This is a genomic window from Leisingera sp. S2M4, from assembly GCF_055398055.1.
The window spans coordinates 2,003,209-2,025,477 of record NZ_AP040861.1 but is presented as its reverse complement, the minus strand read 5'-3'; the positions used below and the strand labels follow the sequence as shown (position 1 = coordinate 2,025,477).

At 65.7% G+C, this 22,269-nt stretch carries 21 protein-coding genes and 1 tRNA gene; 8 read left to right on the top strand and 14 right to left on the bottom strand.

Annotated elements, in window-relative coordinates:
- Positions 1-7: 7 nt before the first annotated feature.
- The 3 genes from dgcA to ACZ52D_RS09830 form a co-directional block, all read right to left on the bottom strand.
- The gene (gene dgcA, locus ACZ52D_RS09840; protein ID WP_417473124.1) at positions 8-973 is read right to left on the bottom strand and encodes an N-acetyl-D-Glu racemase DgcA; all 966 of its coding nucleotides are present in this window, start codon (positions 971-973) and stop codon (positions 8-10) included.
- A 150-nt stretch (positions 974-1,123) separates the two neighbouring features.
- A complete protein-coding gene (gene dgcN, locus ACZ52D_RS09835) occupies positions 1,124-2,125 on the bottom strand; it encodes an N-acetyltransferase DgcN (RefSeq protein WP_369928833.1) in 1,002 nt (333 codons plus the stop codon).
- A complete protein-coding gene (locus ACZ52D_RS09830; RefSeq protein WP_464441201.1) occupies positions 2,122-2,439 on the bottom strand; it encodes a hypothetical protein in 318 nt (105 codons plus the stop codon). Before ACZ52D_RS09830 ends, dgcN begins: the two co-directional genes overlap by 4 nt.
- 29 nt (positions 2,440-2,468) lie before the next feature.
- On the opposite strand from ACZ52D_RS09830, the gene ACZ52D_RS09825 reads away from it, so the two are divergent.
- Positions 2,469-3,428, top strand: a complete 960-nt coding sequence (locus ACZ52D_RS09825; protein WP_222454712.1) for an L-malyl-CoA/beta-methylmalyl-CoA lyase — start codon at positions 2,469-2,471, stop codon at positions 3,426-3,428.
- A 464-nt stretch (positions 3,429-3,892) separates the two neighbouring features.
- Here the strand turns inward: ACZ52D_RS09825 and ACZ52D_RS09820 are convergent, their stop codons facing one another.
- Positions 3,893-4,345: an Lrp/AsnC family transcriptional regulator gene (locus ACZ52D_RS09820; RefSeq protein ID WP_222454711.1), complete on the bottom strand. Its 453-nt coding sequence runs from the start codon at positions 4,343-4,345 to the stop codon at positions 3,893-3,895.
- A gap of 72 nt (positions 4,346-4,417) precedes the next feature.
- Here ACZ52D_RS09820 and ACZ52D_RS09815 point away from each other — a divergent pair, with 72 nt between their 5' ends.
- Positions 4,418-5,017: a LysE family translocator gene (locus ACZ52D_RS09815; RefSeq protein ID WP_369928841.1), complete on the top strand. Its 600-nt coding sequence runs from the start codon at positions 4,418-4,420 to the stop codon at positions 5,015-5,017.
- A gap of 89 nt (positions 5,018-5,106) precedes the next feature.
- Positions 5,107-6,069, top strand: coding sequence for an acetyl-CoA carboxylase carboxyltransferase subunit alpha (locus tag ACZ52D_RS09810; protein WP_222454709.1), 963 nt, complete (start codon positions 5,107-5,109; stop codon positions 6,067-6,069).
- 74 nt (positions 6,070-6,143) lie between these two features.
- Here the strand turns inward: ACZ52D_RS09810 and ACZ52D_RS09805 are convergent, their stop codons facing one another.
- Positions 6,144-7,586: an NCS1 family nucleobase:cation symporter-1 gene (locus tag ACZ52D_RS09805; protein ID WP_464441200.1), complete on the bottom strand. Its 1,443-nt coding sequence runs from the start codon at positions 7,584-7,586 to the stop codon at positions 6,144-6,146.
- Positions 7,587-7,753: 167 nt separating this feature from the next.
- On the opposite strand from ACZ52D_RS09805, the gene ACZ52D_RS09800 reads away from it, so the two are divergent.
- A complete protein-coding gene (locus ACZ52D_RS09800) occupies positions 7,754-8,410 on the top strand; it encodes a GntR family transcriptional regulator (protein WP_417473133.1) in 657 nt (218 codons plus the stop codon).
- A gap of 105 nt (positions 8,411-8,515) precedes the next feature.
- Positions 8,516-9,394 (top strand): DUF1206 domain-containing protein, encoded by an 879-nt coding sequence (locus ACZ52D_RS09795; RefSeq protein ID WP_464441199.1) that lies wholly within the window; start codon positions 8,516-8,518, stop codon positions 9,392-9,394.
- Positions 9,395-9,405: 11 nt separating this feature from the next.
- Here the strand turns inward: ACZ52D_RS09795 and ACZ52D_RS09790 are convergent, their stop codons facing one another.
- Together ACZ52D_RS09790 and ACZ52D_RS09785 are read right to left on the bottom strand one after the other, a co-directional pair.
- The gene (locus tag ACZ52D_RS09790; RefSeq protein WP_222454705.1) at positions 9,406-10,101 is read right to left on the bottom strand and encodes a GntR family transcriptional regulator; all 696 of its coding nucleotides are present in this window, start codon (positions 10,099-10,101) and stop codon (positions 9,406-9,408) included.
- 30 nt (positions 10,102-10,131) lie between these two features.
- Positions 10,132-10,842, bottom strand: a complete 711-nt coding sequence (locus tag ACZ52D_RS09785; RefSeq protein WP_369928849.1) for a M48 family metallopeptidase — start codon at positions 10,840-10,842, stop codon at positions 10,132-10,134.
- A gap of 100 nt (positions 10,843-10,942) precedes the next feature.
- Here ACZ52D_RS09785 and ACZ52D_RS09780 point away from each other — a divergent pair, with 100 nt between their 5' ends.
- Positions 10,943-11,269, top strand: coding sequence for a TIGR02300 family protein (locus tag ACZ52D_RS09780; RefSeq protein ID WP_222454703.1), 327 nt, complete (start codon positions 10,943-10,945; stop codon positions 11,267-11,269).
- 178 nt (positions 11,270-11,447) lie between these two features.
- Positions 11,448-11,523, top strand: a tRNA-Ala gene (locus ACZ52D_RS09775).
- A gap of 122 nt (positions 11,524-11,645) precedes the next feature.
- Here the strand turns inward: ACZ52D_RS09775 and ACZ52D_RS09770 are convergent.
- Positions 11,646-12,170 carry a TetR/AcrR family transcriptional regulator gene (locus ACZ52D_RS09770; protein ID WP_464441198.1) on the bottom strand — a complete coding sequence of 175 codons (525 nt, stop codon included), beginning with the start codon at positions 12,168-12,170 and terminating at the stop codon, positions 11,646-11,648.
- 71 nt (positions 12,171-12,241) lie between these two features.
- Between ACZ52D_RS09770 and ACZ52D_RS09765 the strand changes: the two genes are divergently transcribed.
- Positions 12,242-13,312 (top strand): alcohol dehydrogenase family protein, encoded by a 1,071-nt coding sequence (locus ACZ52D_RS09765; RefSeq protein WP_464441197.1) that lies wholly within the window; start codon positions 12,242-12,244, stop codon positions 13,310-13,312.
- 58 nt (positions 13,313-13,370) lie between these two features.
- Here the strand turns inward: ACZ52D_RS09765 and ACZ52D_RS09760 are convergent, their stop codons facing one another.
- The 6 genes from ACZ52D_RS09760 to ACZ52D_RS09735 all read right to left on the bottom strand — a co-directional run bounded on the left by ACZ52D_RS09760 (position 13,371) and on the right by ACZ52D_RS09735 (position 22,107).
- Positions 13,371-14,861, bottom strand: a complete 1,491-nt coding sequence (locus ACZ52D_RS09760) for an NCS1 family nucleobase:cation symporter-1 (RefSeq protein WP_369928855.1) — start codon at positions 14,859-14,861, stop codon at positions 13,371-13,373.
- A 99-nt stretch (positions 14,862-14,960) separates the two neighbouring features.
- Positions 14,961-16,421: a dihydropyrimidinase gene (gene hydA, locus ACZ52D_RS09755; protein ID WP_464441196.1), complete on the bottom strand. Its 1,461-nt coding sequence runs from the start codon at positions 16,419-16,421 to the stop codon at positions 14,961-14,963.
- A gap of 5 nt (positions 16,422-16,426) precedes the next feature.
- Positions 16,427-17,677, bottom strand: coding sequence for a Zn-dependent hydrolase (locus ACZ52D_RS09750; RefSeq protein WP_222454698.1), 1,251 nt, complete (start codon positions 17,675-17,677; stop codon positions 16,427-16,429).
- Positions 17,678-17,738: 61 nt separating this feature from the next.
- Positions 17,739-19,058 carry an omega-aminotransferase AptA gene (aptA, locus tag ACZ52D_RS09745; protein WP_464441195.1) on the bottom strand — a complete coding sequence of 440 codons (1,320 nt, stop codon included), beginning with the start codon at positions 19,056-19,058 and terminating at the stop codon, positions 17,739-17,741.
- A gap of 27 nt (positions 19,059-19,085) precedes the next feature.
- Positions 19,086-20,522 carry an NAD(P)(+) transhydrogenase (Re/Si-specific) subunit beta gene (locus tag ACZ52D_RS09740; RefSeq protein WP_464441194.1) on the bottom strand — a complete coding sequence of 479 codons (1,437 nt, stop codon included), beginning with the start codon at positions 20,520-20,522 and terminating at the stop codon, positions 19,086-19,088.
- A 13-nt stretch (positions 20,523-20,535) separates the two neighbouring features.
- Positions 20,536-22,107 carry a Re/Si-specific NAD(P)(+) transhydrogenase subunit alpha gene (locus ACZ52D_RS09735; RefSeq protein WP_464441193.1) on the bottom strand — a complete coding sequence of 524 codons (1,572 nt, stop codon included), beginning with the start codon at positions 22,105-22,107 and terminating at the stop codon, positions 20,536-20,538.
- Between the last annotated feature and the right edge of the window lie 162 nt (positions 22,108-22,269).

Sequence of the window (22,269 nt, the reverse complement as noted above, 5' to 3'; positions counted from 1 at the left end):
TTTCTCCTCACCCCCACAGGGCAGCTTTCGGGGGGTGGACCCCGTCGGCGTCAAACTTCAATGGTTCCTCGCGGTCTTCGGCCAGAAGCAGCGGCCCGTCAAGATCCGTTACCGCCGCACCCTGTGCCACCAGCGTCGCGGGCGCCATCGCCAGGGACGAGCCGACCATGCAGCCAACCATCACCTGGTAGCCCTCGGCCAGCGCCTGATCGCGCAATTTCAGCGCCTCGGTCAACCCGCCGGTCTTGTCCAGCTTGATGTTGACGACATCGTATTTGCCCTTGAGCTTCGCCAAGCTGTCGCGGTCATGGCAGCTCTCGTCGGCGCAGACCGGCACCGGGCGTTCCATGCCGATGAGGGCCTCATCCTCGCCCGCGGGCAGCGGCTGTTCGACCAGTTCGACACCAAGGCGCACCAGATGCGGCGCAAGGTCCGCATAGACCGCGGCCGACCAGCCCTCGTTGGCGTCGATGATGATCTTGGCGTCCGGCGCGCCTGCCCGCACCGCCTCCAGCCGCGGCATGTCATCGGGGGTGCCGAGCTTGATTTTCAACAAGGGCCGATGGGCGTTCTCCGCCGCCTGCTGCTGCATTTTCTCCGGCGTGTCGAGCGACAGCGTATAGGCGGTGATCTCCGGCTTCGGCTCCGGCAGGCCCGCCAGCTCCCAGACGCGCTTTCCGGCCTGTTTCGCCTCCAGGTCCCACAGCGCGCAGTCGACGGCGTTGCGGGCGGCACCGGCAGGCAGCAAGGATTGCAGCTCCTGCCGGGTGAACTCGGCGGGCAGGCCTTCGATCTCGGCGGTCACGCTCTCCAGCGTCTCGTTGTAGCGGGCATAGGGCACACATTCGCCCCAGCCGGTGACACCGTCCTTTTCGATCCGCACGGTCAGCACCTTGGCCTCGGTGCGCGAGCCGCGCGAGATGGTGAACACCTGCGCCAGTTTGAATACGTCGCGGGTGACGGAAACCTGCATGGCCTGTCCCTTTCCCTGTGGCAGGCCGCTGCCGCACCAGACCGGCACACCGCCGGCCCGGACAGGCATCCCGCCTTTTCATCTTTCAAAAAATACTCCCGCCGGAGGCTCCCCAGGGCGCGCCTGAAAGCCTCCGGCGGGGTGGTTAGATCAGATCGCGTCCAGCGCGTCCACCAGGCGGCCTGCGCCGTGGCGATAGGGATCCACCGCCGGCAGCCCCATTCTCTTTTCGGTCTCGGCCAGGTATTTGCTGGCTTCTTCCTCGGACAGATGCTGGGTGTTGACGGAAATACCGACCACCTTGCAGGCGGGGTTGGCACGCTGCGCCAGCGGCAGCGCGAGGTCGCGCAGCTCTTCCAGCGAGGGCACGTCATACTCCGGCAGGCCGCGCATATGGGTGCGGGTCGGCTCGTGGCACAGGATCAGCGCATCCGGCTGGCCGCCGTGGATCAGCGCCATGGTCACACCCGAGTAGGAGACGTGGAACAGGGAGCCCTGCCCCTCGATCAGGTCCCAGTGGTCGTCATCGTTGTCCGGGGTCAGATACTCGATCGAGCCCGCCATGAAGTCCGCCACGACCGCGTCCAGCGGCACGCCGTGGCCGGTGATCAGGATGCCGGTCTGGCCGGTGGCGCGGAAGGTCGACTTCATGCCACGCTTCTGCATCTCGGCGTCCATCGCCATCGCGGTGTACATCTTGCCCGCCGAGCAATCGGTGCCCACGGCGAGGCAGCGCTTGCCGCGACGCTTCTTGCCGTTGGCGATCGGGTAGCCGACGGTGGGCACGCGCACGTCATGCAGGGTGCCGCCATAGGTCTGCGCCGCGGCGACCAGGTCGCCCTCGTCGCGCAGCAGGTTGTGCAGGCCAGAGGCGATGTCAAAGCCCATTTCCAGCGCCGCGATCAGCACTTCCTTCCAGGCCGGAGAGATCACGCCGCCGCGGTTGGCCACGCCGATCACCAGCGTCTTGGCACCGGCTTCCTTGGCCTCGGCCAGGGTCATCTCGGTCAGGCCCAGATCGGCGCCGCAGCCGGGCAGGGAAATCTGGCCGACCGCATGCTCGGGGCGCCAGTCGCGGATGCCGATGGCAACCTTGGCGGCCAGCATGTCAGGCGCGTCGCCCAGGAACAGCAGATAGGGGGTCTCGATCATCGCGCGCTTCCTTCTTGGTCTTTGATCTCGTTCTTCCGCGCCAGTCTGTCCGGTTTGCCATGCAAATTCCTCTCATAATCGCGAAAGATTATTCCGATACGGTGATTTCCTCCTTCATTTAGCGCAATCATTCGAAGATCCTCCCGCATCCGGACGGCAAAGCCGCCTTCCGCTTGCCCGATCACCGGGATCGCGCAATCATCCATCAGGCCGCCGCGCCCGCCGGAATGCCGCAACGCGGCGTTCCTTGCCGCAGGTGCAAAATTTCCTTGCGTGACGATGCGCAATTTAATAACCCAAGCACTGAGCAACAAGCAATTTCATTACCCGGAGACATGCCGCCATGAGCTTTCGCATCCAGCCTGCCGCCCCGGCCCGCCCCAACCGCTGCCAGCTGTTCGGCCCCGGCTCCAAGTCCCTGCTGTTTCCGAAAATGGCGGCCTCGGACGCGGATGTGATCAACCTCGACCTCGAGGATTCGGTGGCGCCTTCGGACAAGGAACAGGCCCGCGCCAACGTGATCGAAGCGATCAATACGGTGGACTGGGGCAAGAAATACCTGTCGGTGCGGATCAACGGGCTGGACACCCCCTATTGGTACCGCGACGTGGTGGACATCCTGGAGCAGGCGGGCGACCGGCTCGACCAGATCATGATCCCCAAGGTGGGCTGCGCCGAGGACGTCTATGCGGTGGACGCGCTGGTCACCGCGATCGAGCGCGCCAAGGGCCGCACCAAGCCAGTCTCCTTCGAGGTGATCATCGAATCGGCGGCGGGCATCGCCCATGTGGAGGCGATTGCCGCCTCCTCGCCCCGCCTGCAGGCGATGAGCCTGGGGGCGGCGGATTTTGCCGCCTCCATGGGGATGCAGACCACCGGCATCGGCGGCACCCAGGAGAACTACTACATGCTGCGCGAGGGGCAGAAACACTGGTCCGACCCCTGGCACTGGGCGCAGGCCGCGATCGTCGCCGCCTGCCGCACCCATGGCATCCTGCCGGTGGACGGGCCGTTTGGCGATTTCTCGGATGCCGAGGGCTATATCGCGCAGGCCAAACGCTCGGCGACGCTGGGCATGGTCGGCAAATGGGCGATCCACCCCAGCCAGATCAGCCTCGCCAACGAGGTGTTCACACCCTCCGCCGCCGCCGTGGCCGAGGCGCGCGAGATCCTCGCCGCGATGGAGGCGGCCAAGGCCAGCGGGGCCGGTGCCACCGTCTACAAGGGGCGGCTGGTCGACATCGCCTCGATCAAGCAGGCCGAGGTGATCGTGGCCCAGGCGGAGCTGATCGCCGAGAGCTGACAGACGGCCTTGCCACGCCAACAGGGGCGTCCCGCAGTGGCGGGCGCCCTTCTTTCCTGGCTGGCTGCCGGGAGGCGGCGGGACCGCCCTGCGCTGATCTGTCTTTCTGCGCTGAACGCCCAAACGCTCATGGCCAGAGAAAATTAAAGCTGGCGGCGCCGCCAAACAGGCGGAGGTGGACGGGCGTATCCGCCCGCGTGCTAAACGTTGTCTCTGCACGGCCCGCAAAAGCGGATCCGGTTCCAGGAGTGCCGGGGGTGTCAGGCCCGACGGGAAATCGCGATCAGGCAGCAGAGTGCCTGATGCACCTTAGGATATGGTGACAGCGGCGTACGCAAGACGCGCAACACCGGCGCCGCGCAAGATGGCGATGCCGCGCAATGAGTATTTGGGGAAAGATGAAACGCGCCGTTCCGCCCTTCATCTTTCCCTTAAATACTCAAAATCCCGCCCTCGCCGCCGGGTCACGCGCGCAGATCCTTGGGCGAGCCCATCACAACATAGGTGGTGATCGCGGTGACATAGGGCGAGGTGCCGAGGATATCGGTGTGGAACCGCTTGTAGCTGGGCAGGTCGGCGCATTCGACGCGCAACAGGTATTCGATGGTGCCGGTGATGTTGTGACATTCCACCACCTCGGGCGCGGCCTGCATGGCGCGCTCGAAAGCCTCCTGCGCCTCCTTGGTGTGCTCGCCCAGCCCGACGCCGATATAGGTTACAAAGCCCAGCCCCATCTGCTGGCGGTCCAGCACCGCGCGGTAACCGGTGATGATGCCGCTGCGCTCCAGCTCCTGCACCCGGCGCAGGCAGGCCGACGGCGACAGGCCCACGCGCTCGGCCAGGTCGAGGTTGCTGATGCGGCCATCACGGGTCAGTTCCTGCAATATCCGCTGGTTTATTCGGTCATTTTTCGCCATTGATTGCAAAACTACCGCCAAGGCGACGCAAAACGCAATTTCATTTGGCATATTTCGCGCAATCTTGCGCACATGACTTACGAACTCTTCCTGGCCCTGGCCGCCTTTGCCTTTGGCACCGTCTTCACCCCCGGCCCCAACAACCTGATGCTGATGGCCTCGGGCGCGAATTTTGGCTTTCAGCGCTCGATCCCGCATCTGCTGGGGGTGGCCATCGGCTTTCCGCTGATGATCGTGCCCGTCGGGCTCGGCGTGATGCAGCTGTTCGAGGCCTTCCCGCCGCTGACCACGATCATGACGGCGCTGTCGGTGGTCTACATGCTGTGGCTGGCCTGGAAGATCGCCAATGCCGCCCCGCCCGAGGACAGCGCGGCGCAGGGCCGCCCGCTGAGCTTCGTGCAGGCCTGCGCCTTCCAGTGGGTGAACCCCAAGGCCTGGGCGATGGCGCTGGGGGCGATCACGCTCTATGCCGCCAGCCGCGACCTGAGCGCGATCCTGTGGGTGGCCGGAACCTATCTGCTGATCGGCTGCTTTTCGGCCTCGACCTGGACCATGCTGGGCCAGCAGCTGCGGCGGCTGCTGCGCCGACCGGCGCAACTGCGGGCATTCAACTGGACGATGGCCGCGGTGCTGGTTGCCTCGCTGGTGTGGATCCTGCTGCAGCAGGCATGACGGCCGCCGTGGAACACGCCGCCGCTTGCCGAGTTGCATCTTGCCGCCGCTAAGGCCATATAGCTGCAAACCGTCAGAGCAGAGGCACCATGACCCAGTATCTGGAATTCGAAAAACCGCTGGCCGAAATCGAAGGCAAGGCGGAGGAGCTGCGGGCGCTGGCGCGCGCGAATGAAGAAATGGATGTGGCCGACGAGGCCGCGGCGCTGGATGCCAAGGCAGCCCAGCTGCTGAAGGACCTGTACAAGGACCTGACCCCCTGGCGCAAATGCCAGGTGGCGCGGCATCCCGAACGCCCCCATTGCAAGGATTACATCGAGGCGCTGTTCACCGAGTTCACGCCGCTGGCCGGTGACCGCAACTTTGCCGACGACCTGGCGGTGATGGGCGGGCTGGCCCGGTTCAACGACCAGCCGGTGATGGTGATCGGCCACGAGAAGGGCAGCGACACCAAGTCCCGGATCGAGCGCAACTTCGGCATGGCGCGCCCCGAGGGCTATCGCAAAGCGGTGCGGCTGATGGAGATGGCCGGGCGCTTCGGCCTGCCGGTGATCACCCTGGTGGACACCGCCGGCGCCTACCCCGGCAAGGGCGCCGAGGAGCGTGGCCAGTCCGAGGCGATCGCGCGCTCGACCGAGATGTGCCTGAAGATCGGCGTGCCGCTGATCTCGGTGATCATCGGCGAGGGCGGCTCCGGCGGCGCGGTGGCCTTTGCCACGGCGAACCGCGTGGCGATGCTGGAGCATTCGATCTATTCGGTGATCAGCCCCGAAGGCTGCGCCTCGATCCTGTGGAAGGATGCCGAGAAGATGCGCGAAGCCGCCGAGGCGCTGCGTCTGACGGCGCAGGATCTGAACAAGCTGGGCGTCAACGACCGCATCATCCCCGAGCCGCTGGGCGGCGCGCACCGCGACCCCAAGGCCGCGATGAACGCGGTTGCCAAGGCAATCTCCGAGATGCTGGAAGAGCTGGACGGCAAGAGCGCCGAGGAGCTGATCCGCGACCGTCGCAAGAAGTTCCTCGACATCGGCTCGAAAGGGCTGGCGGCCTGAGCCACCTGCCCCGCAGACAACAGGAAAACCCGGCGCTGGCGCCGGGTTTTTTGTTGCCGTGATGAGCGGCGCGATCAGCCCGCGCTGCGCCCCTTGGCCATCAGGTGGTAGACCACCCCACCGAGAACCGCACCGATCACCCAGTTGTAGCCGGACAGGAAGGCGAACCACGGCACCCAGACGGTGGCCACCGAGAAGATCGCCGCCAGTCCGAAGGCCTTGACCGCGGCGCCGTTCCAGCCGTTGTCATAATGGTAGGCGCCGCCTTTCATGTCGTAGAGGTCGGCCAGCTCGAGCTGCTGGTTGCGGTGCAGGTAGTAATCGACGATCATGATGCCAAAGATCGGTGCCAGCGTTGCGCCCAAAGTGTTGACGAAGCCGCTGATGCCGAACTGGCTGATGAAGCTGTTCCAGAAACCGCCGATCACCAGGGCGAACAGCGAGGTGATGAGACCCGCCTTGCGGAAGCTGATCTTCTCGGGCGACAGGTTGGCGATGCCGTTCACCGCGGGGATGAAGTTGGCCACCAGGTTGATGCCGACGGTGGCGGCAAAGAAGGTGATCGCGGCGATCACGCCCAACAGCACGCTGTCGGTGCGCTCGACGATCTCGGTCGGGTTGATGATCTCCTCGCCAAAGACCACGGCAGCACCGCCGGTGGTCAACAGGGCCAGCGCCGAGAACAGGATCATGTTGAACGGCAGCCCGGCGAGATTGCCCATCACCATCGACTCGCGGCTGCGGGAATAGCGCGAGAAGTCGCTGAAGTTGATCATCACCGCCGCGAAATAGGCGACCATGGTGCCGACGATGGCGATGAAGCCGCGGAGCTCGCTCCAGAAGGTGCCCTCGGGGTTGGCAAAGATGGTGGCGGTGGCGGTCAGAAGCTGCCCGTCGGAGCGCTGCCACAGCACGATCACAAGGCCGATCATCACCACGTAGACGAAGGGACCGGCGATGTTGAGGAAGGTTTCAACCCAGGCCATGCCGCGCCAGAAGATGACGATGTGGAAGCCCCAGACGATCACGAAGGACAGCCAGTCGATGCCGGTCAGGCCAAGGATCTCGGCACCGCCCGAGATGCCGGTGAGCGAGCGGATCAGCAGCGCCAGCGCGGTGGAGGCGAAATAGACCTGCACCCCGTACCAGAACACCGCCACCGTGGCCCGCAGCACCGCGGGCAGCTTGGCCCCCTGGGTGCCGAGGCTGGCGCGGGCCAGCACCGGATAGGGGATGCCGTATTTCTCGCCCGGCGCGCCGGAGAGGTTGACCATCCACATCACGAAGAGGCCGGAGAAGATCAGCGCCGCAAAGGCGGTCCAGCCGCCCACCCCGTAGGAGATGAACAGCGAGGCCACCAGCGAATAGCCGAACAGCGACTGCACGTCGTTGGCCCAGATGTTGAAGATGGCGAACCAGCCCCAGGTCTTTTCCTGTGGTTCGACGGGGTTGAGCGCGTTGCCCTCGGGATCGAGCGTCCCGCCGTGCGCCATTGGCATATTGTCTGTTGTCGTCATTTCAGTCTCCCTGCTGCAGTTCTGCGGCTGGCGGTTCTGCCTGCTGCCAGCGTCCCTGAAACTGCTCTTGCAACTAACATGCTAGACTGTATTTTAGGTAGAAGTCCGTAAGGAATTCCAGAAAGCACCTTATTGAATCCGCAGGCAATGCGGCCTAGGGACCACCGATGACCCAAACCAAAGATGTTCAGCTATTGGCCGCCAAGGCGCAGGAAGCCCTGTGGCAGGCACTGCGAAACGGCACCCTGCGCGACGGCCAGTTTCTGTCGATGTCCCAACTGGTTACCATGTTGGAACTGCCGCTCTCGGCGGTGCGCGAGGCGGTCAAGCACGCCAGCTCCCTGGGGCTGGTGACCACCCTGCCCAAGCGCGGCATCCAGGTGATGGAAGCGCGCCCCGAAACCATTCGAGAATGCCTCGATTTTCGCATGGTCCTGGACCAGGAGGGCGCACGCCGACGCATTTCCAGCGAGTCTCTGGACGGTCTGGCCGCCCTGCGCGAACGCCATCAAAGCTTCCTCGACAGTGCTGCGCAAGCGCCGGGCGCGCATCCCGGCGGCGATGCCATCGCGGTGGACCTGTCGCTGCACGACTACCTCGCCGCCGGGCTGGACAACGCGCAGCTGACCGCTGCCTACGCAGCCAACCGGATGCGGATTGCCATCATCCAGAATGCACGCCCGTTTCTGCAGGACCGGATCGCCTCGGCAATGACCGAGCATCTGGCCATCATCGATGCGCTGGAGGCCCGCGACGGCGAGGCCGCGACGGCCGCCATCCAGCACCATTTCAGGCAGACGCTGCGCTGGTGGGGCGTGGGCTGAAGGCATCCGGCTGAGCGGGCCTGAACGGCTGTCGCGGAACCATCCCGCGTCTCGCGCATTGGTATCATGAGCGCCGCTCAGCCCGCGTGCCCCGGAGACCCCGCCATGTTACCCGATACTTCGCAAAGCCATGCCCGCCGCCAGCGCCTTGAGGCCGTGAACGCGGAGGATTTCGCCTGGGCGGTGCCGGTCATGCGCGCGGGCTATGCCGGGCGGGCGCTGGTCTATCTCGCGGTCGCCGGGGTCTCGCTCTACTCGATCTGGCAGGGCGGCGAGGCCAAGGGAACGGCCGAAGCCCTGGAATGGCTGCAGGGCGGCTGGGGCACCGCGATCGTCGTCCTGATTGCGCTTGGGCTGTTTGCCTATGCGCTGTGGCGGGCGGTCGACAGCATCTGGGATCTGGAGGCCTATGGCAACGGCGCCAAGGGGCTGGTCGCGCGCGTCAGCATGTTCACCACCGGGCTGGTGCATCTTGGTCTTGGCGGTCTGGCGGTTGCCGTCCTGCTGGGTTTCGGCGATGGCGGAGGCGGTCAGGGCAGCGGCCTTGCCACGCTGCTGGCGCAGCCGGGCGGTCGCATCGCCGTCTTCGTGGCTGGGCTGCTGACGCTCGGCGCCGCGGGCTACTATCTGCAGAAGGCCTGGCGCGAGACCTATCGCGCCCACCTGCGCGCTGTTCCCACGACGGTGCATATGAACACCCTGCTGAAAGCGGGGATCGCCGCCCATGGCGTGGTCATCGCGATCATCGGCGTGCTGATCCTGCAGGCGGCGCTGTCGTCCTCCGGCGCACCGGCCGGGGGCATGGGCAGCGCCTTCGACTGGCTCAGCACCAAGGCGTATGGCCGGGTTCTGGTCACGCTGCTATGCCTCGGGCTGTTGGGCTTTGCGCTGTTCTGCCTCGTCAACGCCTGCTACCGCATCGTGCCCAAGGCAACGGACCCGACCACCGAGACCCTGCAGGGCGCGCTGGACCGGGTCATCTGACCAGCGCCAGGTCAGCCGGCCAGCAGGCGCAACCCCTGGGTCACGTCCGAGCGCACCGCCAACCGCAGGCCCGGCTCATCCCCGGCCTTGAGTGCCGCGATGATATGGCGGTGGTGCGGCGGCGGATCGGTGCGCCGCAACCGGCCGTACAGCGCCCGCATGGTCGGCCCGAGCTGCAGCCAGACGGTCTCCGCCATCGCCAGCATGGCCGGCGCCTGCGCCCGCAGGTAAAGGGTGCGGTGAAATTCGAGGTTGGTGCGGATATAGCCCACCGCGTCCCGCTTGCTGACCATTTCGGCGACATTGCTGTTGATGTGCTGCAAGCGGTCGATCAACGCCATATGCGCACGCGGCAGCGCCCGGCTGGCCAGTTCGACCTCGATCAGGGCGCGCAGGGCGGCCAGCTCCTCGATCCGCTCGTTGGTCAGCTCCGGCGTCGACACCCGGCCCGAAGAGGACAGGAACAGGGCACCTTCGGCCGCCAGCCTGCGCACGGCCTCGCGGGCAGGCGTCATCGAGACCTCGTAGTCGCGGCCGATGCCGCGCAGGGTCAGTGCCGCGCCGGGCGCGATTTCGCCGTGCATGATACGGGTGCGCAGCGCGCGGTAGACCCTATCATGGGCGGGGGCCGCGGCGGCAACGGGGGCGGTGGTGGCAACCGTGGCGACGGCCGCGACATCCGGAGACGGGCGATTGGACAAGGTCATGCGTCCATGTGATCACAAAATTGCGCCACGTCAAGCGGGCGGCGCGGCCTCGGCCGTGGCATCGAAGCGATAGCGATGCAGGCTGGCGCCGTTTTCGCGCAGCCAGGCGCGGGGCTCGTGGTAGCGGCCATAGAGCCGTTCGACCACCGCCCAGAAGTCCTGCGAGTGGTTCATCTCCTGCAGATGCGCCACCTCATGGGCGGCGACATAGCGCAGCACCGCCGGTGGCGCCAGGATCAGCCGCCAGGAATACATCAGCGCACCGTCCGCGGTGCAGGACCCCCAGCGGGAGCGGGTGTCGCGCAGGGTCAGGCGGCTGTAGCCACGCCCCAGCCGGGCGGCGTAGAAATCCGATGCTTCCGCCAGGCGGTTGCGGGCCAGCTCCTTGAGGTAGCGTTGCAGCGGTGGTCCCGGGTTGGTGCCCGGCACCGCGACCCGGCCCGCGTCCAGCACGATGCGGCGGCCCTCGGCCCGCTCCACCACCCTGTCCTGCCCGTCGATTGGCAGCACCGCGCCAAGCCCCACCAGCACCGCGGCCGGGTGCCGGGCGAGGTGGCTGCGGATCCAGTCGGCCTTTTCCTCGGCAAAGGCGAGACCGGCGTGGTCCGGCAAATGCGCAGGCAGGGTCAGCGTCACCCGCCCGTCCAACGAGGAGATCCGCAGGCTGATCCGCCTTGCCCGCCCGGAGCGGCGCAGGGTCAGGGGCACCGGCGGTGTCCCGGACAGGTGATATTCGGCCATGCAGATGCCCCTTTCCGGCAAAGGCTTTGACAGTGCCACCCTCATATGGCAAGGCACCGGAATCGTCGATACGACTCACCAGTAAATCAAGGGGATCCACATGCCCAAGGAAGAATGGGGTGTAAAGCGCGTCTGCCCCACCACTGGCAAACGCTTTTATGACCTGAACAAGGACCCGATCATCAGCCCCTACACGGGCGAGGTCGTCGAGGTGGACACCGGCAAGACCCGGATGATCGAAGCGGATGCCGAGGACGCGGCAACCCTGAAGGCCAAGGAATCGGCGGATGCCGATGACGTCGTTCTGGATGATGACGACGCGGTCGACGTGGACCTGGGCGATGATGTCCTGGATGACGACGATGACGAGGACAACGTCTCTCTGGACGAGATCGCAGACGTGTCGACACCCGAGGATGACTCCTGAAAACGCTCGCCGTTCGGGGGAGTTACCGCTCTCCCGGACAGCTTTCAGCGGAAGCTGAAAAAAATTGGACCCCGGCGCATTTTTTCTCTTGCAGCCCGCGCCGCTGTCCCGTAAACGACGCTCACACCGCAAGACGGACCACACCGGAAACGGAACGGACACGGAAGCGGACAGGTTTGGGGCCTTAGCTCAGCTGGGAGAGCGCCTGCATGGCATGCAGGAGGTCAGCGGTTCGATCCCGCTAGGCTCCACCAAACACCCTTCATTATCAAGACGATAGACACCAGCGCACCCGCTCCGGGAACAGCTGCGCCAGCCGTTTGTGCACCGATTGTGCATCCTGGCCGCGGCCGCGCCGCAGCCTGTTGCGACCTTGCTATTGCGGCGCCTGAATCAGCGCGCGACCCAGCCGCTGCGCCGCCGCAACCGCCTGCGCGCCATGCAGCGGCCAGGACTGGGTGAGCCCCTCGATCAGCAGCAAAAGCTCCGCCTCGCGCCCCGGCAGCCCGCAGGCGCTGGCCGCACGCTCCGCGACCTCGGCCTTGTGGCGCTGGAGCAGCGCGCGCAGCCGGGCGCTGTCGGGATCGGCGGCCACTGCGGCGTGGAACAGGCAGCCGTGGGCGGCCTCCTCGGCCATCCAGCCACCAACCCGGGCCAACAGGGTATCCAGCGCCCCACTCTGCGCCTCCGGCAACTCGGTAAAGATCCGCGCCATGTAGCGCCGGTGCCTATGCTCCAGCGCGGCCAGCACCATGTCTGCGCGCGAGGGCGTGTATTTGTACAGCGTACGCAGGCTGACGCCCGCCGCATCGCGCAGCTCCTCGACGCTGGGTGACGCAAACCCGCGGGCGGCAAATGCGCGCTCAAGCCCTGCGGATATTCTCTCGATCATCTCTGCCATGGTTGACAGATGTAGAATGATCCCTCTACCCATGCAAGTAGAGCAACCATTCTACACTGGAGAGCGATGCGATGACCCTGCCCCAAACGATGAGCGCCATGGTGCTGACCGGCCATGGCGGACTGGACAAGCTGCAGTGGCGCGAGGATGTGCCGGTGCCGCGCCCCGGCCCGGGCGAGGTGCTGATCCGGGTTGGCGCCTCGGCGGTGAACAACACAGACGTGAACACCCGCACGGGCTGGTATTCCAAGGCGGTGCGCGGCGACACCGGCTCTGCCGCGACGGAAGGCTATGGCGGCGCCTCCGATGCCGATGGCGGCTGGTCCGGGGCGCTCAGCTTTCCGCGCATCCAGGGGGCGGACTGCTGCGGCGAGATCGTCGCCCTGGGCGCGGATGTGCCCGCGTCCCGGCTGGGCGAGCGGGTGCTGGTGCGGCCGATGTTCCACCCTGCCGGGGCGGAGGCGAATGCGCTGGCAACCTTTGGTTCGGAATGCGACGGCGCTTTTGCAGCCTATGCCGTGGCGGCCTCGGACCAAGCGCTGCGCATCGACAGCGCGCTGTCGGATGTCGAGCTGGCCTCGTTCCCCTGCGCTTTCTCCACCGCCGAAGGCATGATCCAGCGTGCCGCACTGGGCGCAGAACGGGTGCTGATCACCGGCGCCTCCGGCGGGGTCGGCTCGGCCGCGGTGCAGCTGGCCAAGCGCCGTGGCGCGCATGTCACCGCCGTGACCAGCCCGGCCAAGGCCGAGGCCCTGGCCGCATTGGGGGCCGACGCAGTGCTGGCGCGCGACGCGGCGCTGCCGCAGGACGGTTTCGATGTCGTGCTGGATCTCGTCGGCGGACCGCGCTGGCCGGAGTTGCTGGAGGCGCTGGCGCCGCGGGGCCGCTATGTCACCTCGGGCGCGATTGCCGGGCCGATCGTCGAGCTGGACCTGCGCACGCTGTATTTGAAGGATCTGACCCTGATCGGCAGCACCCGGCAGGCACCGGAGGTGTTCACCGACCTGATCCGCTATATCGAGGCAGGCGAGATCCGCCCGCTGGTGGCGGAGGTCTTTGCCCTGCGCGATCTGCGCGTGGCACAGGAAGCCTTTCTGGAGAAGTCCCACATGGGCAAGATCGGCATCACCGTCGGCAGCTGAGGCCGGGCGCGCCGAAAAGAAAGCACCGGGGCCGCCGATGGCAGCCCCGGCCTTGGTGTTACTTGTTGAGGATCTTCGACAGCACCAGGTAGGCGGCACCAGCCACGAAGAGGCCCACGAACCACGCATAGGTGTAGATCGTGGCAAAGAAATCCGAAGTGCCCGCGGTGAGGCCGACACCGGCAAGGAAGCCCGGCAGGTTCGGCAGGATGCCGATCACCAGCGCCCAGACACCGGCCCAGTTGGTGCCGTTCTTGCCGGAATAGATGCCGTCCATCTTGAACAGGTCAGCGACTTCCAGCTTGGTCTTGCGCAGCAGGTAGTAGTCCGCCAGCATCACGCCCGCGATCGGCCCCAGCAGCGCCGAATAGGCGATCAGCCAGCCGACGATGTGGTTGACCAGCACCCAGGGGAACATGGCGATGCCGATGCCCGCGGTGATGTAGCCGCCGCGCTTGAGGTTGATCTTGCTGGGCGCGAGGTTGGCGAAACCATGTGCCGGCGCCACCACATTGGCCGCGAGGTTGGTGGTCAGCGTTGCCACGATCAGCGCGAACAGCGCGATGATCACCGACAGGCCGCCCATCTTCTCGGAGAGCTGGATCGGGTCCCAGATCGCCTCGCCGAAGATCACCACGGTGGCCGAGGTCACGGCGGAGGCGATGAAGGCAAACAGCGCCATCGGGATCGGCAGGCCGACCATCTGGCCGAGGAACTGGTCCTTCTGGCTGCGTGCGTGGCGGGTGAAGTCGGGGATGTTCAGCGCCAGCGTCGCCCAGAAGCCGATCATGCCGGTCAGGCTGGGCCAGAACACTTTCCAGAACTGGCCTTCCTGCGGCTGGCCGGGATCAAAGGCGCTGGGGGTCGACAGCATCTCGCCGAAGCCGCCCGCGTTGACATAGGCCCAGCCCAGCAGCGCCAGACCCATCGCCAGCAGGAACGGGGCCGCGTAGGTTTCCAGCCAGCGGATCGACTCGGTGCCGTTCTTGATGAAGTAGAGGTGCAGACCCCAGAAGGCGAGGAAACAGATGAACTCACCCGCGCTGATGCCGAGGATGGCCAGCGGCTCTCCCGCCAGCGCGCCGCCGGTGAGGGTATTGAGGATCACGAAGATCGCCGAGCCGCCGACCCAGGTCTGGATGCCGAACCAGCCGCAGGCGACGATGCCGCGGGCCACGGCGGGGATCTTGGCGCCGGTGGGGCCGAAGGAGGAGCGCAAGAGCACCGGGAAGGGGATGCCGTATTTGGTGCCCGCGTGGCCGACCAGCACCATCGGGATCAGCACGATGGCATTGGCGGCCAGGATGGTCAGCACCGCCTGATCCCAGCTCATGCCCGAGCCGATCAGGTAGGAGGCCAGGAGGTAGGTCGGAATGCAGACCACCATGCCGACCCAGAGCGCGGCAATCGCCAGCCAGTCCCAGGTCCGCTGCTCTGCGGTGGTGGGCAGCTGGTCCTCGTTGTACAGCTCCGGGTCGATCCCAGCCAGATCAACCTGCTGCGCCGATTGGGCGCCGGGTGCGGTGTATCCGCTTGTTATATCAGCCATTATCAGTTCTCCCTGTTATTTGGCTTGCGACGGCCCCTTCTTGTTGTCGCGGGGTCCGCCAGATGTGAAAATTCCCCGGCTTGCACCGGGGAACCTCGATCAGACGCAGGCGGGCATGTTTTCCGCCGAGCGCTGGACTTGCCGCGGGGCGGTCAGCTCTTTCCATTTCGACAGCGCCTTGTTCACCTCCGGGAAGGGGGCACGTTCGACAAAGCGCCCGTGGCCCGGTGTGGCGCAGACCTTGCCATCGTCCACCGCGACCTCACCCCGGCTGAGGGTGTAGCGCGGCAAGCCGGTGACCTCGCGGCCCGCAAAGACGTTGTATTCCACCACCGACTGCTGGGTCTCGGGCGAGATGGTCTTGGATTTCTTGGGATCCCAGACCACCAGATCGGCGTCGGAGCCCTCCACGATCGCGCCCTTCTGCGGGTAGATGTTGAGGATCTTGGCGATGTTGGTGGAGGTGACCGCGACGAACTCGTTCGGGGTCAGGCGGCCGGTGTTGACGCCTTCGGTCCACAACACCGGCATGCGGTCTTCCAGACCGCCGGTGCCGTTGGGGATCTTGGTGAAATCGTCGATGCCGGTGCGTTTCTGCTCCACGGTGAAGGCGCAGTGGTCGGTGGCAACCACCTGCAAGGAGCCCGCCTGAAGACCGGCCCAGAGACTGTCCTGATGGGATTTGTCACGGAACGGCGGCGACATTACCCGCTGCGCGGCATGGTCCCAGTTCGGGTTGCGGTATTCGCTCTCATCCAGCACCAGGTGCTGGATCAGCGGCTCGCCAAAGACGCGCATGCCCTTCTGGCGCGCCCGGCGGATCGCCTCATGCGCCTGCTCGCAGGAGGTATGCACCACATAGAGCGGCACGCCCGCCATGTCGGCGATCATGATGGCGCGGTTGGTGGCTTCGCCCTCGACCTCCGGCGGGCGCGACAACCCGTGGCCTTCCGGCCCGCGGATGCCGTCGGCCAGCAGCTTCTGCTGCATGGTGGCCACCACGTCGCCGTTTTCCGCATGCACCATCGGCAGCGCGCCAAGCGCGGCGCAGCGGCGGAAGCTGTCGAACAGCTCGTCGTCCTCCACCATCAAGGCCCCCTTGTAGGCCATGAAATGCTTGAAGGAGTTGATGCCGAGGTCGACCACCTGCTGCATCTCGTTGAAGACCTGCTCGCTCCACCAGGTCACCGCCATGTGGAAGGAATAGTCGGCGCAGGCGCGTTTCGACTTGGCGTGCCAGGCCTCCAGCGCCTCCAGCATCGACTGCCCGGGGCTGGGCAGGCAGAAGTCCACCACCATGGTGGTGCCGCCCGCAAGGCCCGCACGGGTGCCGGATTCGAAATCATCCGCCGAATGGGTGCCCATGAAGGGCATTTCCAGGTGCACATGCGGGTCGATGCCGCCGGGCATGACGTAGCAGCCGGCGGCGTCGAGCACCTTGTCGCCGCTCAGGCCTGCGCCGATCTGGACGATCTTGCCATCCTCGATGGCGACATCGGCCTCATAGCTGCGGTCGGCGGCGACGATGGTGCCGCCCTTGATCACGGTTCGTTGTGTCATGGCTGTCACTCCACGATTTCTGCGGTTTCAAGAACGGCGTGCAGCAGCACGTCGGTGCCCGCCGCCGCCCATTCGCGGCTGATTTCCTCGTCTTCGTTGTGGCTGAGCCCGTCAACGCAGGGGCACATCACCATGGCGGTCGGGGCCACCTTGTTGATCCAGCAGGCATCATGGCCCGCGCCGGAGATGATGTTGCGGTGCGAATAGCCGAGCTTTTCCGCGGCCCGGCGCACGGCGGCGACGCAGCCCTCGTCAAAGGTGACAGGGTCGAAATGGCCGACCTGCTCGATCTCGAGCCCCAGTTCCAGCTCCTCGGCGATCTTCGCGGCACCTTCGCGCAGGCGGCGTTCCATGTCCGCTTGCGTGTCAAAGCTGGGCGAACGGAAGTCGATGGTGAAGACCACCTTGCCCGGCACGATGTTGCGGCTGTTGGGATAATAGTCGCAGTGGCCCACGGCGCCGACCGCATCGGGCTGGTGGCTCATCGCGATTTCGTGCACCAGATCGGTGATCCGCGCGGCGCCCAGACCTGCGTTGCGACGCATCGGCATCGGGGTCGAGCCGGTGTGCGCCTCCTGCCCGGTCAGCGTCACCTGCAGCCAGTTCAGACCCTGGCCGTGGGTGACGACGCCGATGTCCTTGCCTTCGGCCTCCAGAATCGGGCCCTGCTCGATGTGCAGCTCGAACATCGCGTGCATCTTGCGCTGCCCCACGGGCTCATCACCCACGTAACCGATGCGTGCCAGCTCCTCGCCGAATTTTTTGCCCTCGGCATCTTCGCGCGCGTAGGCCCAGTCCTGCGTGTGCACACCGGCAAAAACGCCGGAGGACAGCATCGCGGGCGCAAAGCGGGTGCCCTCCTCGTTGGTCCAGTTCACCACCACGATGGGGCGGCGCGGGGTGATGCCCAGATCGCGGATCGAGCGCACGACCTCAAGCCCCGCCAGCACGCCCAGCACGCCGTCGTATTTGCCACCCGTCGGTTGGGTGTCCAGATGGCTGCCCATCATCACCGGATCCAGATCGGGTTCCGCGCCTTCAAGGCGGGCAAACATGTTGCCCATGCTGTCCACACCGACGGTCATCCCGGCCTCTTCGCACCAGCGCTTGAACAGGTCGCGGCCCTGCTTGTCTTCGTCGGTCAGCGTCTGGCGGTTGCAGCCGCCGCGCAGGCCGGGACCGACCTGTGCCATTTCCATCAGCGAATCCCACAGGCGGCTGCCGTTGATGCGGGCGTTGCTTTGCACGTCTTTCATGTCTTTCTCCCTGTTCGCCCCTGCCCCGCGCGCCCAAGGGCCGCACGGCAGGGGCAGGTTTTTAGGCGATGAGCGATTCGGCGAGGATGCCGACCAGCTCGTCGATTTCCTGCTTTTCGATGATCAGCGGCGGCGACATGGCGATGATGTCGCCGGTGGTGCGCAGATGCGCCCCCTTGTCCCAAGCTCTGAGGTAGACGTCCAAGGCGCGCTTGGTGGGCATGTCCGCCACCGGCTCCAGCTCCACCGCGCCGACCAGGCCCGCGCAGCGGATGTCCTTTACGTGCGGCAAGCCCTTCAGGCTGAACATCGCCTCGGCCCAATAGCCCTCCAGCGAGGCGGCGCGCTCGAACAGCTCCTCCTCGCGGTAGGTGTCGAGCGCGGCAAGTGCGGCGGCACAGGCCACCGGGTTGCCCGAGTAGGTGTAGCCGTGGAACAGCTCGATCATGTGGTCGGGGCCGGTCATGAAGGCGTCGTGGATCTCGCTGCTGATCATCACCGCGCCCATCGGGATGACGCCATTGGTGAGGCCCTTGGCGGTGGTGATCATGTCCGGCTCGACACCGTAGTAATCGGCGCCAAAAGCCTTGCCGAGACGGCCATAGGCGGTGATCACCTCGTCAAAGATCAGCAGGATGCCATGCTCACGGGTGATCTCGCGCAGCCGTTTCAGATAGCCCTTGGGCGGCAGGATCACCCCGGCGGAGCCTGCCATCGGCTCGACGATCACCGCGGCGATGGTTTCGGCGCCGTGCAGCTCGATCAGGGGCACCAGATCCTCGGCCAGCTCGACGCCATGCTCGGCCTCGCCCTGGCTGTAGGCGTTGCGCTCAAGGTCATGGGTGTGACGCAGGTGGTCAACGCCGGTCAGCAGGCTGCCGAAGTGGCGGCGGTTGTTGACGATGCCGCCCACCGCGATACCGCCGAAGTTCACCCCGTGGTAGCCCTTCTCGCGGCCGATCAGCCGGGTGCGGGAGGCATTGCCCCTGGCCTTGTGATAGGCCAGCGCGATCTTCAGCGCGGTCTCCACCGATTCCGAGCCGGAGTTGGTGAAGAACACGTGGTTCAGATCACCCGGTGCCAGTTCTGCCAGCCGGTTGGCCAGCTCAAACGCCTTTGGGTGGCCCATCTGAAAGGCCGGCGCATAGTCCAGCTCGGTCATCTGGTTCGTCACCGCCTCGGTGATGCGCGGCGCGGCGTGGCCTGCGTTCACGCACCACAGGCCCGCGGTGCCATCCAGCACCTTCTTGCCCTCGGTGGTGGTGTAATACATGCCTTCCGCGCCTGCGATCATGCGCGGGTTCTGCTTGAAATGCCGGTTGGCGGTGAAGGGCATCCAATAGGCGTCCATGGCATTGGCACGCTTGGGGTTGGTGTCCATGTCGGGTTCCTTTGTCTTGATGAGGGGTCAGCTGACGGCGGTCAGCAGCGTGTCGAGGCTCTGTTTTGCATCGCCGTAGAACATCCGGGTGTTCTCCTTGAAGAACAGCGGGTTCTCGATGCCGGAGTAGCCGGTGCCCTGGCCACGCTTGGAGACGATCACCTGTTTCGCCTTCCAGCACTCCAGAACCGGCATGCCGGCAATGGGCGAGTTCGGGTCTTCCTGCGCCGCCGGGTTTACGATGTCGTTGGAGCCAATGACGATCGCCACATCCGTCTGCGGGAAGTCGTCGTTGATCTCGTCCATCTCCATCACGATGTCGTAAGGCACCTTGGCCTCGGCCAGGAGAACGTTCATGTGGCCCGGCAGGCGGCCTGCGACCGGGTGGATGGCGAAGCGCACCTCCTTGCCTTTCGCCCGCAGGCGGCGGGTCAGCTCGGCGACGTTCTGCTGCGCCTGCGCCACCGCCATGCCGTAGCCGGGGATGATGATGACGCTGTCCGCTTCCTCCAGCGCCTGCGCCACGCCCTCGGCGTCGATCGCGACCTGCTCGCCCTCGACCTCCATCTGCGGGCCGGTGCTGCCGCCAAAGCCGCCAAGGATCACCGAGACGAACGACCGGTTCATCGCCTTGCACATGATGTAGCTGAGGATCGCACCCGAGGAGCCGACCAGCGCGCCGACCACGATCAAGAGGTCATTGCCCAGCGAGAAGCCGATCGCCGCCGCGGCCCACCCCGAGTAGCTGTTCAGCATCGACACCACCACCGGCATGTCGGCGCCGCCGATGCCCATGATCAGGTGGTAACCGATGAAGAGGGCTGCCAGCGTCATCAGCAAGAGCGGCAGGAAGGTGCCCGCGTTGAAGTACCAGATCAGGCAGATGAAGGAGAGCGCCGCGGCACCGGCGTTCAGCGCGTGACCGCCCGGCAGCTTGGTGGCCGCCGAGGTGACCTTGCCCGCCAGCTTGCCAAAGGCGATGACCGAACCGGTGAAGGTGATGGCGCCGATGAAGATGCCGAGGAACAGCTCAACCCGCAAAAAGGCGATCTCGGCCGGGGTCTTCTTGGCGATGAGCTTGGCAAAGGTGCCGAGCTCGTCCGCCGTGCCCGCCGCCGCGGCGGCCGCCACATTGCCGATCTCGAAATGGGCGATGAAGCCGACGAAAACCGCGGCGAGGCCGACCAGCGAGTGCATCGCCGCCACCAGCTGCGGCATCTCGGTCATCTGCACCTTCTTGGCGACATACATGCCGATGATGCCGCCGCCCGCGATCAGCAAGAGCGACAGCAACCACAGGCCCGAGCCGGGGCCGATGAGGGTGGCAAAGACCGCCAGCGCCATGCCCGCGATGCCGTACCAGACCGCGCGCTTGGCGCTTTCCTGGTTCGACAGGCCGCCCAGCGACAGGATGAACAGAACAGCCGCAACGACATAGGCGGCGGTGGTGAAACCGTAATCCATGTGTCCGGCCTCCTTAGGATTTCTGGAACATGGCGAGCATGCGCCGGGTGACGAGGAAGCCGCCGAAGATGTTGATCCCGGCCATGAAGACGCTGAGCGCCGCCAGCAGGATCACCAGCCAGCTGCCCGAGCCGATCTGCATCAGCGCGCCGAGGATGATGATCGAGGAGATCGCGTTGGTCACCGCCATCAGCGGCGTGTGCAGGGAATGCGCAACGCCCCAGATCACCTGGAAGCCCACGAAACAGGCCAGCGCAAAGACGATGAAATGCTGCATGAAGCTGACCGGCGCAAACAGCCCGACCAGCAGCAAGAGCGCGCCGCCGCCTGCCAGCATGGTCACCTGCGCCTTGGTCTGCGCCTTGAAGGCGGCCACTTCGGCGGCGCGTTTTTCCTCCGGCGTCGGCTCCTTCACCTCGGGCTTCTTCTGCGCCGCGATCGCCTGCACCTTGGGCGGCGGCGGCGGGAAGGTGATCTCGCCCTGATACGCCACGGTGGCGCCGCGGATCACGTCATCCTCCATGTCATGCACGATCTGCCCGTCCTTGCCCGGCGTCAGATCACTCATCATGTGGCGGATGTTGGTCGCATAGAGCGACGAGGCCTGCGCCGCCATGCGGCTGGGGAAATCGGTGTAGCCGATGATGGTGACGCCGTTGTCCGTGACGATCTTCTCGTCCGCGACGGTCAGCTTGCAGTTGCCGCCCTTCTCGGCCGCGAGATCCACGATCACCGAGCCCGGCTTCATCGCCGCGACCATGTCCTCGGTCCACAGTTCGGGCGCTTCGCGGTTGGGGATCAGCGCGGTGGTGATGACGATGTCCATCTCCGGCGCCAGCTCGCGGAACTTGGCGAGCTGCGCTTCGCGGAATTCCGGGCTGGATACAGAGGCATAGCCGCCGGTGGCGGCCCCGTCCTGCTGCTCTTCCTCGAAATCGAGATAGACGAATTCCGCGCCCATCGATTCCACCTGTTCGGCCACCTCGGGACGCACGTCAAAGGCGTAAGTGACCGCGCCAAGCGAGGTCGCGGTGCCGATCGCGGCAAGGCCCGCAACACCCGCGCCCACCACCAGCACCTTGGCCGGCGGCACCTTGCCCGCGGCGGTGATCTGGCCGGTGAAGAAGCGGCCGAAGTTGTTGCCCGCCTCGATCACCGCGCGGTAGCCCGCGATATTGGCCATCGAGGACAGCGCGTCCATCTTCTGCGCGCGGCTGATCCGCGGCACCATTTCCATCGCGATGACATTGGCGCCCTTGGCTTTGGCGGCCTCCATCCCCTCTCCATTCCCGGCGGGATTGAAGAAGGAGATCAGCGTCTTGCCCCTGGTCAGCCGCTTCAGCTCGGTCTCATTGGGCTGGCGCACCTTGGCGATGATGTCGGCCGTCTTCCACAGCTGCGCCGCGGTCTTGACGATCTCGACGCCCGCCTCGGCATAGGCGGCATCCGAAAACCCCGCCGCCGCCCCGGCCCCGGTCTCAATCGCGCAAGTGTAACCCAGCTTCTGCAGCTGACGCGCAGAGTCCGGCGTCAGCGCAACGCGCGCCTCTCCATTCGCCGTTTCCTTCGGCGTTCCAATAAGCACTTTGATGTCCTCCCGTTGCACGGTGTTCCCAGCGGGACCGGGACGCCGCGTTTGCCGGAAAGTATTTGAGCGTTTTACTTAGTAGTCAATATTTTTTGGAGATCATATTTTTTGCAGTTTAAAAACAGCCAAGTAGATAGGCGAATTTGCTGTTTGCGGTAT